Below are 16,000 nucleotides of genomic sequence, written 5' to 3'. Positions count from 1 at the left end.
TCCTTTTCTGATTGAGTGGTAAACCGCCGCTGCGGAAAAATACTCGCTTTCCACGGGGAACGCTTCAGCCTCCTCGCTGGAAAATGCACCAGCTGCGGGGTCTTCAGACTGTTCCTTTCCCGTAGGAGTCTCGCATTTTTCCGCAGCTCGGTATAGTTTTCTGATTAGGTGAGAAGTGATCCTGAAATGTATCTAACATTGTCTCCTTTATAAGAATGGAGAAAAACCTTACGTAACAAGAGGCAGAACAAGTTGACTCTTGCGGTTACAGCACTTCCTGGTTCTGGTACCCCAGAATTTTGAAAAGACATCCATTCATTTACACTGCAGAAAATTGACCTTTACATTTCAAGGAGTCTGCATTTTTCCTTCGCTTTGGATAGAACTTCTAATCAAGTGGGAAATGGTCCTAGATTTGTTTAACATGGGATATTCCCTAGCCAGTATTCAGAAAAAATCTAAAAGCGAAGTGTTCTGCCGCAGCGAGTCCATGCACTCAACGATCATCAGAACAACTAGAAATAAAAATGTCACTATGTCGCAGTTTCTCTCTACTGTGAAGCTTAACAAAAGCTTGGAAAGCTGTTTTTTACTGGTTATCCCATGCAGGAAGGGTTTTCTTGAGTGGTTTGTCTTTTCGGTAACCGAGCACGTATTCTGCCTGCATAATTGTATGGATTTCCCTAGTGCCCTCATAGATGACAGGTGCTTTCGAATTCCGTAAATACCGCTCAACAGGATATTCATCAGAGTAACCGTAAGCACCGTGAATCTGGACTGCATCATCGGCTGCCTTGTTGGCAAAGTCACATGCCTGCCATTTTGCGAGCGAGGTTTCTCTTGTATTCCTGATGCCTTTATTTTTCAACTCTCCCGCACGATAGACAAGCAGGCGGCTCATTTGTAAACCTGCTTCCATATTAGCGATCATCTGCTGCACGAGCTGATGTCTGCCAATTTCTTTCCCAAACGTTTTGCGGTCATTACAGTAACCGATACTAGCTTCCAGACAGGCCATGATTTGCCCGCATGCACCGGCTGCAACGGTGAATCTTCCATTGTCGAGTGCTGACATCGCTATTTTGAAGCCGTCCCCCTCATCGCCGACCAGATTCTCCTTCGGGATTTTTATATGATCAAAAAAGAGTTCTCCAGTATTTCCCGCCCTGATTCCCAGTTTGCCTTTCGTGGCTTTAGAAGAGAAGCCTTCCATTGTCCGCTCCACTATAAATGCAGAAATACCGTGGTGTTTTTTGCTTTTGTCGGTATAAGCAAATACAAGAAAGTGATCAGCAGTATCACAAAGCGATATCCAGGTCTTTTGTCCGTTGAGAATATAATAATCACCCTCCCGTCTAGCTGTTGACTGTAAAGCTGCGACATCAGACCCAGCACCAGGTTCGGTTAATCCGAAAGCTCCGATTTTCTCTCCCTTCGCCTGGGGAACCAAGTATTTCTGCTTTTGTTTTTCTGTCCCCCATTGGAGAATGGTCATACTGTTTAAACCGGTATGGACAGATACAGCGGTCCGGAAGGCAGTATCACCGCGCTCCAGTTCTTCGCAAACAATTGCCAAGCTGTTGTAATCCATGCCGCTCCCACCATATCTTTCCGGGATGCAACCCCCCATCAATCCTAAATCAGACAGTTTTATTAAGATACTTTTGTCAAAAAAACCCCGGGCATCCCATTCCCCTATATGTGGCATGATTTCCTTGTCGACAAAATCCCTGACAGTTTTTCGAAGCAATAATTGTTCATCACTGAATTCAAAATTCATACCCACACTCCTAAATCGTGTTGTTTTTTCTTAATTTTTCCATGGTTTTCCGGTCGAACCCCAGCTCCCGCAATATTTCGTCCGTATGTTCCCCGGGTTCGGGAGGATGTTGTTTCATTTCAACCCCTGTTCTGGATAACTTCAACGGGCTGCCGATCATTTTAATTTGGCCTGCTTTGGGATGTTCAGCAGTCAAGAACATATTCCGGTCAGCTAGCTGTGGATCTTTTTCTAATTCTGCAACGGTTTGAATCGGGCCAAAAGGAATATTGTTTTGGCGACACTTTTCCAACCAAAAACCGGTCGATTCTTTTATGAATATTTGTTCTAAAATCCTTGTCAGCTCTTCACGATGCGCAACCCTGTCCGGATTTGTCCGAAACCGTTCCAGTTCGGCTAAATGTGGTTGGTCAATTACCTTGCAGAGGGAGGCAAATTGTCTGTCATTGCCGACCGCTATTATCATTGCACCGTCATTAGATTCGAACATCTGATAGGGAACAATGTTGGCATGATGGTTTCCCAAACGCTCTGGGAGTTGACCGGACATCAAATAATTGCTGCCAATGTTAATGAGTGCGCTTACGGAAGAGTCGTAAAGAGACAAATCTATTTTCTGGCCGCACCCGGATCTTTCTCTTTCAAGTAAAGCAGATTCGATTCCGATGCATGCATATAGACCAGTTAATACATCGGTGATGGCAACACCCATTTTCTGCGGCCCTGATTTTTCTGTACCGGTTATGCTCATCATTCCGCTCATTGCCTGAATAATAAAGTCATAACCAGGAAGATGTCTATACGGTCCTGTCTCACCAAAGCCTGTAATCGAACAATAAATAATCCGCGGATTGATCTCAGTCAGTACTCGGTAATCCAGTCCAAGTCTCTCCATTGTTCCTGTTTTGAAATTATGAAGAATAACATCACTCCTGGCTGCTAGCTTGTGAATGATTTGTTTACCTTCTTCCGTCTTTAAGTTGACAGTAAGGCTCTTTTTATTTCTGTTGGCACATAAGTAATAAGCACTGACCCCTTCCTGGAAAGGGGGACCCCATTTTCTCGTTTCGTCACTTCCGCCAGGTGCTTCCACTTTGATTACTTCAGCACCGAGATCGCCTAATATCATGGAGCAAAATGGGCCGGCAAGTACTCGGGTTAAATCGAGCACTCTAATCCCGCTTAGTGTAGACAAAATAATCACTCCCTTCCTTTTATAGGGAAAAAGCCAGCAGAACCCATACGTTGTATGAATCCAACTGGCTTGGCATCAACTTCTTTCCAATAAGCTTTGCGGTAACACTATATCTTATTGTGGACGAGAAGAAAATATGAAAAACAAAAACCATTTATTGAAAATTCAGATATATATTCCGGTATCATGAAACGTATTTTCTACTAATAGGATAGAATAATGGTTCATTTCCACTTAAGAGAATAAGTCATGCGGGGGTCGCAAATATGGGATATATATCCAAACAGGTAAGCAGCCTTCCTCCCTATCTGTTTTCAGTTTTCGATCAAAAGAAAGAACAATTACAGAAGAAAGGGATCGATATCATTGATCTAGGAATCGGATCACCGGACATGCCAGCTCCGGGATTTGTCATTCAACGGTTGAAGGAAGAAATGGGAAAACCTGAAAATCATCGTTATTCACCTTATGGCGGTTGCAGAGAGTTCAAACAGGCTGTTGCTGCTTTTTATCGAAGACATTATGGCGTTCATTTGGATCCGGATACAGAAGTGCTGACATTAATTGGTTCCAAAGAGGGGATCGCCCACCTGATTGCTGCCGTCATCGATCCTGGAGATGGTGTGCTCGTGCCGAATCCTGGTTATCCGGTTTATCAGTCGGCTGTGCATTTAGCCTATGGGAAGAGTGTTTCGCTACCACTAGATGAAATGAATGGATATGTACCTCTTTTCTCAGCCCTTTCTGAAGCAGACCTGGAACGAACGAAACTGATGCTACTGAATTATCCTGGCAATCCGACAGGTGCAACTATTGAAAAGAAGACTTTCGCTGAAGCCATCTCGTTTGCCAGGAAACACCATTTAAGTGTGGCACATGATGGTGCTTATGGTTTGGTCACATATGATGGCTATCGGGCTCCGAGCATTCTGCAGGTCTCAGGAGCAAAAGACGTAGCTGTTGAATTTGGATCTCTTTCCAAAAGTTTCAATATGGCGGGCTGGAGGGTTGGTTATGTTGTAGGAAATAAACAGCTGATCAGGGCTTTGTCTATTGTGAAAAGCAACATGGATACAAGCCAGTTCCTGGGGATTCAAAAGGCAGCAGCGACTGCATTGAACAGCGATCTCTCTACAGTAGCCGCAAACAATCTTGTCTATTTGAACCGGATGGAAAGCATGCTGTCGGCTTTACATGCGATGGGAATTGATGCCGGGCGGCCAAGAGGAACATTTTTTATTTGGGCGAGTGTGCCTGAAGGATATACGTCCCAGTCGTTTGCAGAGGAACTATTGGACGAGGCAGATGTAATTGTCACCCCTGGTTCTGCGTTCGGGACGAGAGGAGAAGGGTATATCCGCCTTTCCTTGTCTGTCCCGCAGGAGCGCCTGGATGAGGCAATAGTGCGGATGAAAAAACGAAAAACAAGGAGGACGCCAGAATGACGAGTGGAGCAGTGCCGTACCTGACCAGTGCGAAAGCCATCGTCGAATGTATGAAACTGGAAGGTGTCTCTCATGTGTTTTGTGTGCCGGGAGAAAGTTATCTTCCGGTTATGGATGCGATTTATGACGAGCCGGCAATATCGTTGATAGCAGCACGACATGAAGGCGGGGCAGCCTTTATGGCAGAAGGGTACGCAAAAGCGTCCGGAAAGCCCGGGGTGGTCATGGCCACACGGGGGGTAGGGGGGTCTAACCTTTCCATTGGTGTTCATACTGCCTGCCAGGACTCTACTCCTTTGGTCGTCTTTTTGGGGCAGGTCCATAGCGGGTTTAGAGGCAGAGAAGGCTTTCAGGAAGTCGATCTGGATAACTTTTTTGGTCCGATTTCCAAATGGGCTGTAGAAATAAAGGACGCTGCAAGAGTCCCCGAACTTGTACAAAGGGCTTTCCGGATTGCGAAAACAGGCAGACCAGGCCCTGTCGTTATATCGCTGCCGGAAGATTTGCTTGAAAAGAAAGCTCGGATGGAATATGGCAAGCCGATTGTAAGACCGTCCCCTAGTCCGGGGCCTGCTGAATTGGCCGCAATCGACCAACTGTTGCGGACTGCGAATCGGCCGCTGCTTATTGCCGGCGGAGGAGTGAAAAGTGCAGATGGAGAACAAGCATTGATCCATTTTGCCGAGAAGTTTGATATTCCTGTTATGGCGGCGTTCAGGCGGCATGATGTATTTCCGAATCATCATCCACTGTATGTAGGGCACTTGGGATTGGGGATGGACAAAAGCCTGCTGGAATCTGTCCGTAAAGCGGATACGATTTTGGCAGTAGGAACAAGGCTGTCAGAAGTGACGACCCAGGATTATTCCATTATATCAAACAACCAGAAGCTTATTCACATTGACATCGATGCGGATACCTTGGGAAAAGTGTATCCGCCCGATGTCGGAGTGGTGGCAGACGCAAAGGAAGCGCTGGAGAAGCTTGCCGGCTTAGAACGATCGAAAAGCTGGTATGGATGGTTCATTGAAAGGCGGCAAGCCTATGTGGATTCCCTTCAAGCAGATAAGCATACGGTAAACCATGCTATTGTATCCATTCTCCAAGAACAATTGCCCCCTGAAACGGTCATCACAAATGATGCGGGAAATTTTGCCGGATGGCTCCATGTGTTTTATCAATTCAAACAAAAGAAGACTTATATTGGACCGACCTCAGGTGCTATGGGATATGGACTGCCATCCGCTTTAGGAGCGAAATTGGCTGAGCCGGGACGTCCGGTCGTTTCATTATCCGGAGACGGAGGGTTTATGATGACAATGCAGGAATTGGAGACGGCAGTGCGTTATAAGATTCCTGTAGTCAGTATCGTTTTCAATAACCGTATGTACGGCACGATTCGCATGCATCAAGAATTGCATTATCCGAATAGAAAAATCGGAACCGATTTAGGCGATGTCCCATTTGCCGATATTGCCGAGAAAATAGGCGCAGTCGGTTTTTCAGTGAAAACCCCTGAAGCATTTAAGCAGGTACTGATCAAAGCATTGAAGAGCAACGGGCCAGTTGTCATCGAAGTGGAAACCGATCCAGATCAAATTTCTGTATTCCACAGTATCCATAAAATAAGCGGACGGGCATAGATTTCCGTTATTAAGGGGGAAAACGAATGAATAAAGAGCTTCTCAAACAGGAAAAACTTCAAAATTATATTAACGGAAAATGGTGTGATCCGGTTAATGGCCAATATGCTGATGTGGTAAACCCTGCTACTGCAGAATCTCTTGTCAAGGTTCCGCTATCAGGCTTGGAAGAAGTGGGTTCTGCGGCAGAAGCGGCAAGAAAAGCCCAAAAAGAATGGGCGCTTGTCCCGGCACCGCAGCGTGCCGAGGTACTTTACCGGGTCGGAAACATCATGAAGGAACAGAAAGAAAGATTGTCTAAACTTTTGACAATGGAAAATGGAAAGGTGTTGGAAGAGGCCAGAGGTGAAGTCCAGGAAGGAATCGATATGGCGTTTTATATGGCCGGTGAAGGAAGAAGGTTGTTTGGACAGACAACACCTGCAGAGCTGAAAGATAAATTCGCGATGAGTGTCCGGGCGCCTGTAGGGGTCGTGGGAATTATCACCCCGTGGAACTTTCCGATTGCAATTGCCACCTGGAAATCGTTCCCGGCGATCGTGGCAGGAAATGCTGTTGTTTGGAAACCTGCAACAGAAACGCCGATCATGGCATTTGAACTGGCTAAAATATTTGAACAAGCGGGATTGCCAGAAGGGGTCATCAATGTAGTGTTTGGCGCGGGCTCAACCGTCGGTGAATCGATGATTGATCAGAAGAATATACGTGTTATTTCTTTTACAGGTTCCAATGATGTCGGACGCAACATCGCAGCAAAATGCGGACAAAAATTGAAGAAGGTTTCACTTGAAATGGGTGGAAAGAATGCTGTTATTGTAATGGATGATGCTGATTTGTCATTGGCGGTCGAAGGGATATTGTGGAGCGCATTCGGAACGAGCGGCCAGCGTTGTACAGCCTGCAGCCGTGTGATTGTCCATGAAAAGGTGAAAACCGAACTTGAAGAGCGGTTGTTGAATGAAATGGCGGGCCTATCGATTGGAAACGGTTTGGATGAGTCGATCAAAGTAGGGCCGATCATCAACAAGAATGGATTGGAAAAAATCAAAAATTATATCGAAGTAGGGAAACAAGAAGGGGCGAAACTGCTTGCCGGCGGCTATGTGATGGAAAACGGAGAACATAAACAAGGTAATTATTTCGCTCCGACCTTATTTACAGATGTCACGCCTGAAATGCGAATTGCGATGGAGGAAATATTTGGACCGGTTGTTTCCCTTATTCCGGTGAAAAGCCTGGAAGAGGCAATCGAAATTAACAACCAAGTGGAATATGGATTATCAAGCGCTATCTTTACAAGTGATGTCAACAAGGTGTTTACAGCTCAACGTGATTTGGATACAGGTATTGTTTATGTGAATGCAGGAACAACAGGAGCAGAAATACATCTGCCTTTCGGAGGGACCAAAGGAACCGGAAACGGTCACAGGGATTCTGGAGTAGCCGCATTAGATGTTTTTACCGAATGGAAGGCCATATATGTAGACTTCAGCGGCAAGCTGCAAAGAGCACAAATTGATGTCCAGTAAAAGAAGATGATTGTGGCTATTCAGCAAAGAGGGAGGGTGAACAATGAAAGTAGCTGTTTTAGGTTCCGGTTTAATGGGAAAAGAAGCTGCCAGGGATTTGCTCCAAAGCCCCGGAGTGGAGAAAGTCGGCCTTGCCGATATTGATTTGGACAGAGCGAAGGAAGTATGCAAACTACTCCACACTCCAAAAATAGATGCGTATAAGGTCGATGCAGGAAATCAACAGGATCTTGCCGGCTTTCTCCAGCATTATGATGTCTGTATCAATGCATTATTTTATTCTTTTAATGAAAAGGTTGCACAGGCTGCAATTGAAGTTGGAGTCCACTCCGTCGATTTGGGAGGGCACATCGGCCATATAACAGACCGGGTTTTAGACTTATCGAGTGAAGCGAAAGCAGCAGGAGTGACCATCATTCCCGATCTTGGCGTGGCCCCCGGCATGATCAATATTTTATCAGGCCATGGCGTGAGCAAGCTCGATCAGTTAGCGTCAATCCGTCTGTTCGTAGGCGGTATCCCAGTTCAGGCAGAACCGCCTCTTGAATATAATCATGTCTTTTCTATGGAAGGCCTGATGGATCACTACACTGACCCCTCGACCATTATCCGTAATGGCAAGATGATTGAAATACCATCATTATCTGAAGTTGAACGGCTGTATTTTGATCGTTTCGGTCCATTGGAAGCTTTTCATACCTCGGGAGGAACTTCGACACTTTTGAAATCCTACCCGTCCATCGATACATTGGAATACAAAACGATACGTTATCCCGGCCATGCAGAAAAGATGAAATTGCTCGTGGATTTAAATTTGACACGAAATGATATCGAAGTAAGTGTCGGCAAATCCCAGGTCACCCCCCGTGAAGTTCTTTTAAAAACCATTGACCCAATCGTAGAACTTAAGGATAAAGATGATGTTGTGTTACTTCGTGTGATAGTCGGAGGGGTTAAAGACACCCGGAATACAACGTACCAATATGAAATGACTACATTCAAAGACAGAGCCAACCAGGTGACGGCAATGGCCAGGGCTACAGCCAATACAATTTCTGTCGTAGCTCAAATGGTTGGCAGTAATATAATCAGGAAAAGAGGCGTCCACCCGCCTGAACAAATTGTACCAGGCGATGTGTATATGAAAGAAATGGCCAAGAGGGGAGTCGTCATAACAGAAAAACAAATTAACGATTAACTAATATCGTTTTCATTCTTACAAATGAAAAGGAGCTGCACCAAGCAGCTCCTTTTCACTTGCTTTTAATGCCGATAAGAATAAGTGCAACCCCGCCAAACACACAAAAAATTTTAAACAGGGACAGCTTTTCCGACATGCCCAATAAACCTACAGTAGTAGTAATCACAAGGATCGTCGGTCCGATCAAGGCTAATGAACTATTGATGATAAGTGCTTTCTCGATATCGTTCATTTTAAACATCAACATTGCAGCGAATATTTCTATACTCCCGGACATTAACCTGAATAAAACCATAATGAGTAAAGCAGTTCCAATCATACAGGCATGCTCTCCCTTAACCATACAAATTCATCATGTAAGTGGAAAATAAATCAGCTTGTACATTGTATGTGAAAAGTGTCCGGCTAATTCTAAAAGCTTTTAGCCAAAGAGAATAAAGAGAAGGATATTTGTTTACCAGGAAGAATATCTATATAAATATGTTTCATCGCATAGAATTTGGCCAATTAGGTTTCGATGATAAACCAAATGGTCCCCGAACAAGATTTAGTACTCATAATATCAGGCGCTTTAGTGGTCTTAAAACTAGGAGGAGAGTCAATGAAACTGTTAATTTTAGGAGGTACCCGCTTTTTGGGAAGATTCTTAGTAGAGGCTGCAAAGAGCAAAAATCACAGTGTCACACTCTTTAATCGTGGAAACAATCCCGACATTTTTCCGGAGATAGAACAATTATACGGGGATAGGGACGGTGATTTGGACTCCCTGAAGAACCGTGAATGGGATGCGGTGATTGATACGAGCGGATTCATTCCGCGCACGGTTGCCAAATCTTGCAGGGTGCTGAATCATGTTAAGCATTATACATATATTTCAAGCCAATCTGTTTATGAAGATCCAAGTGAACCAGGTCTCAATGAGAATGCTAGTCTTCAATATTTGCCAGCAAAAAGAATAGAAGAAGTTACCCGGGGGACAGCCGGACCTGTATATGAACATTACGGACCATTAAAGACGGCAAGTGAACAAGCTGCTGAATCGGAGCTTCCTGGGAAGGTATTGACAATAAGGGCAGGTTTAATCGTCGGTCCTCATGATTACACAGACCGTCTGCCATATTGGGTTGCTAGAGTCGATCAGGGAGGGGAAGTCCTGGCACCCGGTAATCCTGACCGCCAAGTCCAATTGATCGATGCAAGAGACTTAGCGGAATGGATTATTCGTTTGATTGAAGGAAGGGTAGTTGGCGTCTTCAACGCTGTCGGGCCCGATTATCGGCTTACCATGGGACGATTATTGGAAACTTGCAAGAAAGCAAGTGGCAGCAATGCTTCTTTCAGCTGGGCCCAGGAGGCCTTCTTAATGGAAAACAAAGTAGAACCATGGGGGGAAATGCCATTATGGATTCCGGAAGAATATCCATTGCCAGGTCAGAAAAAACCATGGAATGGATTTTTGGCAGTAGATAATCGGAAGGCTTTACAATATGGCCTCAAATTTCGTCCGATTGAGGCTACCATTGCTGATGTGCTTGAATGGGAAAGAAACCGAAAGAGAAATGCAGATAGAAATGCCGGAATGAAAAAGGAGAAGGAAATGAAGCTGCTTGAACTTTGGAATGAGACCGTTATTTAGCCTATAAAATACAGAAAAGACATAAGTTCACTCAAATTTACGTCTTTTTTATTTAAAAAGCAGACTAATATTTATCGATTAGTTAGAATGGTAATAGCTGGTAATGAGGGAGAGGGATGAATGGATAAATTAGAATCTGCGCTGTTAAAGAGAGAGACTGGACAAATGGAGGATTCCAGGCAATTACTTTTGGAGTTAGCCAATGAAAATGCTGAGAATGGAGAGATTCTCTTCCAATGCGGACAAACTCATGATGCCATGGGATTGGAAGAGGAAGCAGTTCCATATTATGAAAAAGCCATAGAGGCCGGCCTTCCAGATGAAACGCTCAAAGATGCTTATGTATGTTTAGGCAGTACATATAAAGTGCTCGGGAAGGATGATAGCTCGCTCAAAGTCTTTTCCAAGGGAGAAAGTTTGTTTCCCGAATATCGTCCTCTACAGGTTTTTAAGTCATTAACGTTATTTAGTATGAATCAACATGCAGCTGCTTTAAGTGTTGTTCTCAAGGCATTGACAGAAACGACAAACGACCAGGATATAAGTAAATACAGCCGTGCACTGAGCTATTATGCAGAACATATGGATCAATAAATTTATTTTTATAACAACATAATTTGTGATTGTACCGTCTTGGAGGGAAAAATCTTGGAAATATACGGATCGGAACTGTTCAAAGGTGCTGCCCCTTATTATTCGAAGTACAGACCGATGTATCCTGCATCTTTGGTAAGGTATCTCGTAAATAGATTTTTATCGGATGGAAATCAGCAACTACTAGATTTAGGGTGCGGTACAGGCCAGTTAACATTGAGATTTGCAGATTGGTGCAGTCAAATCGTCGGCATTGATGTAGAAGGAGAAATGATTCAGGAAGCAGAACGACTTCACCGAATGATGAGAATAGGAGATATTCATTGGTTTAACGGCAGTTTGCCGGAATATAAAAATACGTATTCTTGTCACGAAAAATTCGGACTCGTGACTATCGCAAAAGCCTTTCATTGGATGGATCGTCAGCAAGTTCTCGAAGATTTATATGACATGGTGTCAATCGGCGGAAGTGTTGCGATAATCGATAACTATGATCCTGATAAGCAGGAGACAGTCTGGCAGACAGAGCTCAACAAAGTTATCAAAGAGTGGTATGGTGAGGAGAGGCGTGCCGGTAAAACCGTCTATAAACATCCTGTGGTGAGCCACGAGCAAATGTTAACCAATTCCCGGTTCGACTTGGATATTGTGGAATTGCCGGAATATGAGGTTCATTGGACAATCGAATCAATTATCGGTAATTTATATTCCACTTCATACGGTTCCAGACGGTTTTTAGGTGACCGCGCCGAAGCGTTCGAGCACGCTGTCAACGAGACATTGCTAGCTGTGGACTCTTCCGGTGTGTATCCGGAAAAAATGAATTTGACTATCAAGCTTGGATTGAAAAATGCTGATAACTGACCTTGTGCGAGATAAAGAGAGGAGATTATTATGCCAGAGTTCAGTACAGATAGATTGGAAATACATACACTGACAGCCGACATGATGGAGGCTGTGTTAATTGGAGGAGAGAGACTGGAGAGGTCGTTTCCATTTGAGGTGCCGGCTGAATGGCCGATGGAAGTCTATAAGCAATTCTTTCCTTACAAAATAGAAAGATTCAGGGAGTTCCCCTCCGAGAATGAATGGGAGGGAGTAATTGTCCACAGCAAGGACCAGGTAGTCATTGGTGATATGGGTTTTAAAGGCGGTCCTAATGAAAAGGGAATAATCGACTTAGGATACAGCATCATTCCTCGCTATCAAGGAAAAGGCTTTGCAACGGAAATGGGCAGGGCGATGGTAGAATGGGGGCGGATGCAGACAGGCGTCATAGATGTGATGGCTACTTGTGATCCTGATAATATAGCTTCCATACGTGTTCTTGAGAAGATAGGCTTCCATGCCACAGAGAGGACAAAGGAAACCATTTATTGGCAGTTTTAGAAATGTATGTTCAAGAACCGTATTTAAAATAGGCATTTACAAACAACGCTTCTTTATGGATAATAGAAGAAATATTTTACTGCGATGAAGAGAAGAGTAGGTATTTGGGTCCTTTCCAGAGAACTCCGGCAGCTGAAAAGGAGTAAGGAACTTTTTACTGAACCAAGGCTCTGAGCATCACATCGGAACCTTAATGAAGGGGATGGTGGGACGGGCGCTCCCGTTATAGAGCCAGGGTATAAGCAAAGTTTTTTGCCGTACCTGATAAGATTGATATGGCGACATATTGATGAAGTAGGGTGGCACCGCGATACTACGTCTCGCCCCTAAGAAATAATTCTTGGGGGTGGGACTTTTTTATTTTGCAGGACAAACGTATCGGGGAGGATTTTATATGTCCATAAAGAACTTATTACGAACATGGAAACATCCATTTTTATTGTTATTCGGTATTGGCTTGTCAAACATAGGTGACTGGATATATTTAATAGCGCTCAACCTGATTGTGCTGGATATGACTGGATCTCCTTTGGCTGTTGCCATTCTATACATATTAAAACCTGTAGCTGCTCTTTTCACTAATTTCTGGGCCGGTAGTTTGATCGACCGGATAAATAAACGCAAACTAATGATAGGATTGGACGGAGTTAGGGGCGTTTTCCTTCTGTTGCTGCCGATGTTTCCTTCTATATGGTGGATGTATGGTCTTGTACTATTGATCAACGTGGCAAGTTCCATATTCGAACCTTCATCCATGACTTATATAACGAAATTGATACCTCGTAATAGAAGAAAGAGATTTAACGCTCTGAGAAGCATGGTCGATTCCGGAGGATTTATAATTGGACCGGCTATAGCGGGGCTGTTTTTTATGACGGGCTCCCCATTTACAGCAATCTATGTTAATGCGTTGACCTTCTTTGTCTCTGGCTTTATATCGTTGTTTCTGCCAGACTTAGATAGGGTATCGATAGGTCAGGCAACACCTGAAAAAATGTCTGCAGCATTATTGAAACGGGACAGGTTGGCGGTGCTTGCATTCAGCCGCAAACATTCCTTTATCATGATCATTTACTTTTTGTTCAGCGTGATGATGGTCCTGGCAGCAGCATTGGACTCTCTTGAAGCAGCATTTTCAAAGGAAGTTCTGTCATTATCAAATCCGGCATACGGCCTTCTTGTCAGTGTTGCTGGCGCCGGTATTTTAGTCGGGTCGATAGCCAGTGTTTTTCTGGCAGCAAAGTTAAGGACAAGATTCTTTCTCGGACTTGGATCGCTGTTCGTATCGGCAGGTTATCTTATTTATGCCTTCTCTGATAATTTCGCGATGGCTTCTTCGGGGTTTTTTGTTCTTTCCTTTTCACTTGCTTTTGCAAACACAGGCTTTCATACTTTTTATCAGGAAAATATCCCTGTCGACATCATGGGAAGGGTAACCAGTTTATATGGCATAGCGGAAAGTGTATTGGTCATCATTACGACTTGCATGTTTGGAATTGCTGCCAACATCTTCTCGATCCAACTGGTTGTCATAAGCGGAGCGTTGTTAATGCTGCTCCTTACAGTCACACTTGTTTACATGTATTTGTATTCGCCTGGCAGACCGTCTGGTGTGAATGTCTAAAATTGTTAAGAAATTTCTTGTTCTCTTTTAAAGCCAAGTCTTGGATTTATTGTTAAACTAATGAGGAGAACTCACGAATGAAAGTGACCAAAAAATATATCAATATGGAAAATCAGTAGAAAAGGTGATGAAAAATTGGGCTTGAATAATAAAAATTTAGAAACATCAAAGAAAATTATCGTACTAGGCGGTGATGGGTTTTGTGGCTGGCCTACAAGTCTTCATCTTTCCAACCTGGGACATGAAGTAGTGATCATAGATAATTTTTCCCGGAGAAAAATCGATACAGAACTTGAAGCGGAATCCCTGACACCTATTCAACAAATGGATACAAGGTTGAAAGCCTGGGAAGAAGTTTCCGGAAAAAAGATCGGATTTTATGAATTGGATCTTGCTGATGATTATGATCAATTGCTGGAAGTCATTAAGGGCGAAAAGCCTGATGTAATTGTCCATTTTGCAGAGCAGCGTTCAGCTCCTTATTCGATGAAGTCTCCTAAACATAAGCGTTATACAGTTAATAATAACTCAAATGCTACCCATAATGTCCTATGTGCAATCGTGGAATCGGGCCAGGATATCCATCTTGTCCATTTGGGGACAATGGGAGTATATGGGTATGGAACTGCCGGCATGAAAATTCCGGAAGGCTATCTGGATATCGAAGTGAAGACAGAAACGGGGGAACGTATCGAACAGCAGATTCTTTATCCAACCAACCCAGGGTCCATCTATCATATGACAAAATCCCAGGACCAGTTACTGTTCTTCTATTACAACAAAAATGACGGAATGAGAATTACAGACCTTCATCAAGGGATTGTGTGGGGGACAAATACAGTTGAAACAAAACTTGATGAAAGACTTATAAACCGTTTCGATTATGATGGAGATTATGGCACAGTGTTGAATCGATTTTTGATGCAGGCGGCTGTGGGCTATCCTATTACAGTACATGGTACTGGTGGTCAGACGAGGGCGTTTATCCATATTCAGGACACTGTCCGCTGTATCCAGCTTGCAATAGAGAATCCTCCACAAAGAGAAGAACGGGTAATGATTTTCAATCAAATGACTGAAACGCACCGTGTTCAAGACCTTGCTAAGCTTGTCAGCGAGCTTACAGAAGGAGAAATTGCCTATGTACCCAATCCCCGCAAAGAGGCAGCGGAAAACGATCTTCACGTGGAAAACAATTTATTCTTGTCTAAAGGTTTGAAGCCTATCACTCTCGAAGAAGGATTACTGCAGGAAGTTACCGATGTAGCGAGAAAGTATAAACATCGTGCCGATAAATCAAAAATTCCGGCTACAAGTACATGGACGAAAGACCAAGAACCAGGTATTCCGAGAGATCTGGTTAAATAACCCCTGGATTCTTAAGAAAGACATGTTAATCCATTCAACCAATCCCCGCAGCAGTCAAAAAAGGTTGGATGGCTTACTAGAGAAGGCGGGTAGATGGGGCTTGAAGGCGTATAATAGTCTTCTGTCAGTCTCCGTTTTACAAACATATAGGGGAGAGGTTGTTTTGACTGCTGATTTTGAAACGTTTTTAGATAATTACCTGAGCAGCTGGAAAAAATTCTCTTTGTCAGATATCAGTGAGGTGGAAGATGAAAGCTATCAGGCGAGGGAAATTACCGGAGATTCAAAAATAGTCGATTTCGGCTACGAAGAATCCATAGATGGTTGGGATCAAGCATTTTCACAATTGAAAGGGAATGCGGAATGGGTATTGAAAAAGGTTGCCGTTATTCCTCTTAGGGACAAAGAAATCATGGCGGTTATTTCGGCAACCTTGATTATCGATAGCAACCAAATCGAAACAGCTAATTTGTTTTTCCAAACCTTTAAGAAAGTTGACGGAAAGGGTTGGAAATTGGTCAGAAGTTATATAGAGGCAGGGATACCGCTTAAGCGCCTTGAGTTAATAAAACAGATACCTTCTACATAAAAGGTAC

At 43.7% G+C, this 16,000-nt stretch carries 14 protein-coding genes and 1 other annotated feature; of the genes, 11 read left to right on the top strand and 3 right to left on the bottom strand.

What is annotated here, in order from left to right:
* Positions 1 to 589: 589 nt before the first annotated feature.
* Both CZ434_RS09280 and CZ434_RS09275 read right to left on the bottom strand, forming a co-directional pair.
* Positions 590 to 1,780 (bottom strand): acyl-CoA dehydrogenase family protein, encoded by a 1,191-nt coding sequence (locus CZ434_RS09280; protein WP_077622875.1) that lies wholly within the window; start codon positions 1,778 to 1,780, stop codon positions 590 to 592.
* 10 nt (positions 1,781 to 1,790) lie between these two features.
* Positions 1,791 to 2,978 (bottom strand): CaiB/BaiF CoA transferase family protein, encoded by a 1,188-nt coding sequence (locus CZ434_RS09275; protein WP_077625136.1) that lies wholly within the window; start codon positions 2,976 to 2,978, stop codon positions 1,791 to 1,793.
* A 263-nt stretch (positions 2,979 to 3,241) separates the two neighbouring features.
* Between CZ434_RS09275 and CZ434_RS09270 the strand changes: the two genes are divergently transcribed.
* Genes CZ434_RS09270 through CZ434_RS09255 form a run of 4 tightly spaced genes read left to right on the top strand, consistent with a single transcriptional unit; the run spans position 3,242 to position 8,790 of the window.
* Positions 3,242 to 4,420 carry an aminotransferase class I/II-fold pyridoxal phosphate-dependent enzyme gene (locus CZ434_RS09270; protein WP_077622874.1) on the top strand — a complete coding sequence of 393 codons (1,179 nt, stop codon included), beginning with the start codon at positions 3,242 to 3,244 and terminating at the stop codon, positions 4,418 to 4,420.
* The gene (locus CZ434_RS09265; RefSeq protein WP_077622873.1) at positions 4,417 to 6,063 is read left to right on the top strand and encodes a thiamine pyrophosphate-dependent enzyme; all 1,647 of its coding nucleotides are present in this window, start codon (positions 4,417 to 4,419) and stop codon (positions 6,061 to 6,063) included. The genes CZ434_RS09270 and CZ434_RS09265 overlap by 4 nt, the downstream gene beginning before the upstream one ends.
* 26 nt (positions 6,064 to 6,089) lie before the next feature.
* Positions 6,090 to 7,592, top strand: coding sequence for an aldehyde dehydrogenase family protein (locus tag CZ434_RS09260; RefSeq protein WP_077622872.1), 1,503 nt, complete (start codon positions 6,090 to 6,092; stop codon positions 7,590 to 7,592).
* Positions 7,593 to 7,635: 43 nt separating this feature from the next.
* Entirely contained in the window at positions 7,636 to 8,790 is a 1,155-nt protein-coding gene (locus tag CZ434_RS09255; protein ID WP_077622871.1) for a saccharopine dehydrogenase family protein, read from the top strand.
* A 55-nt stretch (positions 8,791 to 8,845) separates the two neighbouring features.
* Here the strand turns inward: CZ434_RS09255 and CZ434_RS09250 are convergent, their stop codons facing one another.
* Positions 8,846 to 9,112 (bottom strand): YqhV family protein, encoded by a 267-nt coding sequence (locus CZ434_RS09250; protein ID WP_077622870.1) that lies wholly within the window; start codon positions 9,110 to 9,112, stop codon positions 8,846 to 8,848.
* A gap of 282 nt (positions 9,113 to 9,394) precedes the next feature.
* Between CZ434_RS09250 and CZ434_RS09245 the strand changes: the two genes are divergently transcribed.
* The 7 genes from CZ434_RS09245 (at position 9,395) to CZ434_RS09215 (ending at position 15,993) form a co-directional block, all read left to right on the top strand.
* On the top strand, positions 9,395 to 10,429 hold the full coding sequence (locus CZ434_RS09245) for an NAD-dependent epimerase/dehydratase family protein (protein ID WP_077622869.1): 1,035 nt from the start codon (positions 9,395 to 9,397) through the stop codon (positions 10,427 to 10,429).
* A 120-nt stretch (positions 10,430 to 10,549) separates the two neighbouring features.
* Complete coding sequence (locus CZ434_RS09240; protein WP_077622868.1) at positions 10,550 to 11,023, top strand: tetratricopeptide repeat protein; 474 nt, start codon at positions 10,550 to 10,552, stop codon at positions 11,021 to 11,023.
* 54 nt (positions 11,024 to 11,077) lie between these two features.
* The gene (locus CZ434_RS09235) at positions 11,078 to 11,887 is read left to right on the top strand and encodes a class I SAM-dependent methyltransferase (protein ID WP_095742911.1); all 810 of its coding nucleotides are present in this window, start codon (positions 11,078 to 11,080) and stop codon (positions 11,885 to 11,887) included.
* A gap of 30 nt (positions 11,888 to 11,917) precedes the next feature.
* Positions 11,918 to 12,412: a GNAT family N-acetyltransferase gene (locus tag CZ434_RS09230; protein ID WP_077622867.1), complete on the top strand. Its 495-nt coding sequence runs from the start codon at positions 11,918 to 11,920 to the stop codon at positions 12,410 to 12,412.
* A gap of 75 nt (positions 12,413 to 12,487) precedes the next feature.
* Positions 12,488 to 12,743 (top strand) — a binding site (T-box leader).
* 63 nt (positions 12,744 to 12,806) lie between these two features.
* Positions 12,807 to 14,036 (top strand): MFS transporter, encoded by a 1,230-nt coding sequence (locus CZ434_RS09225; protein ID WP_245830955.1) that lies wholly within the window; start codon positions 12,807 to 12,809, stop codon positions 14,034 to 14,036.
* A gap of 135 nt (positions 14,037 to 14,171) precedes the next feature.
* On the top strand, positions 14,172 to 15,404 hold the full coding sequence (locus CZ434_RS09220; RefSeq protein WP_077622866.1) for an NAD-dependent epimerase/dehydratase family protein: 1,233 nt from the start codon (positions 14,172 to 14,174) through the stop codon (positions 15,402 to 15,404).
* Positions 15,405 to 15,567: 163 nt separating this feature from the next.
* Positions 15,568 to 15,993 carry a hypothetical protein gene (locus CZ434_RS09215; protein ID WP_077622865.1) on the top strand — a complete coding sequence of 142 codons (426 nt, stop codon included), beginning with the start codon at positions 15,568 to 15,570 and terminating at the stop codon, positions 15,991 to 15,993.
* Positions 15,994 to 16,000: the final 7 nt, after the last annotated feature.

The sequence above is a fragment of the Sediminibacillus massiliensis genome (assembly GCF_900156915.1).
Classification (GTDB): domain Bacteria; phylum Bacillota; class Bacilli; order Bacillales; family Amphibacillaceae; genus Sediminibacillus_A; species Sediminibacillus_A massiliensis.
This window is presented reverse-complemented; position numbering and strand designations above follow the sequence as displayed.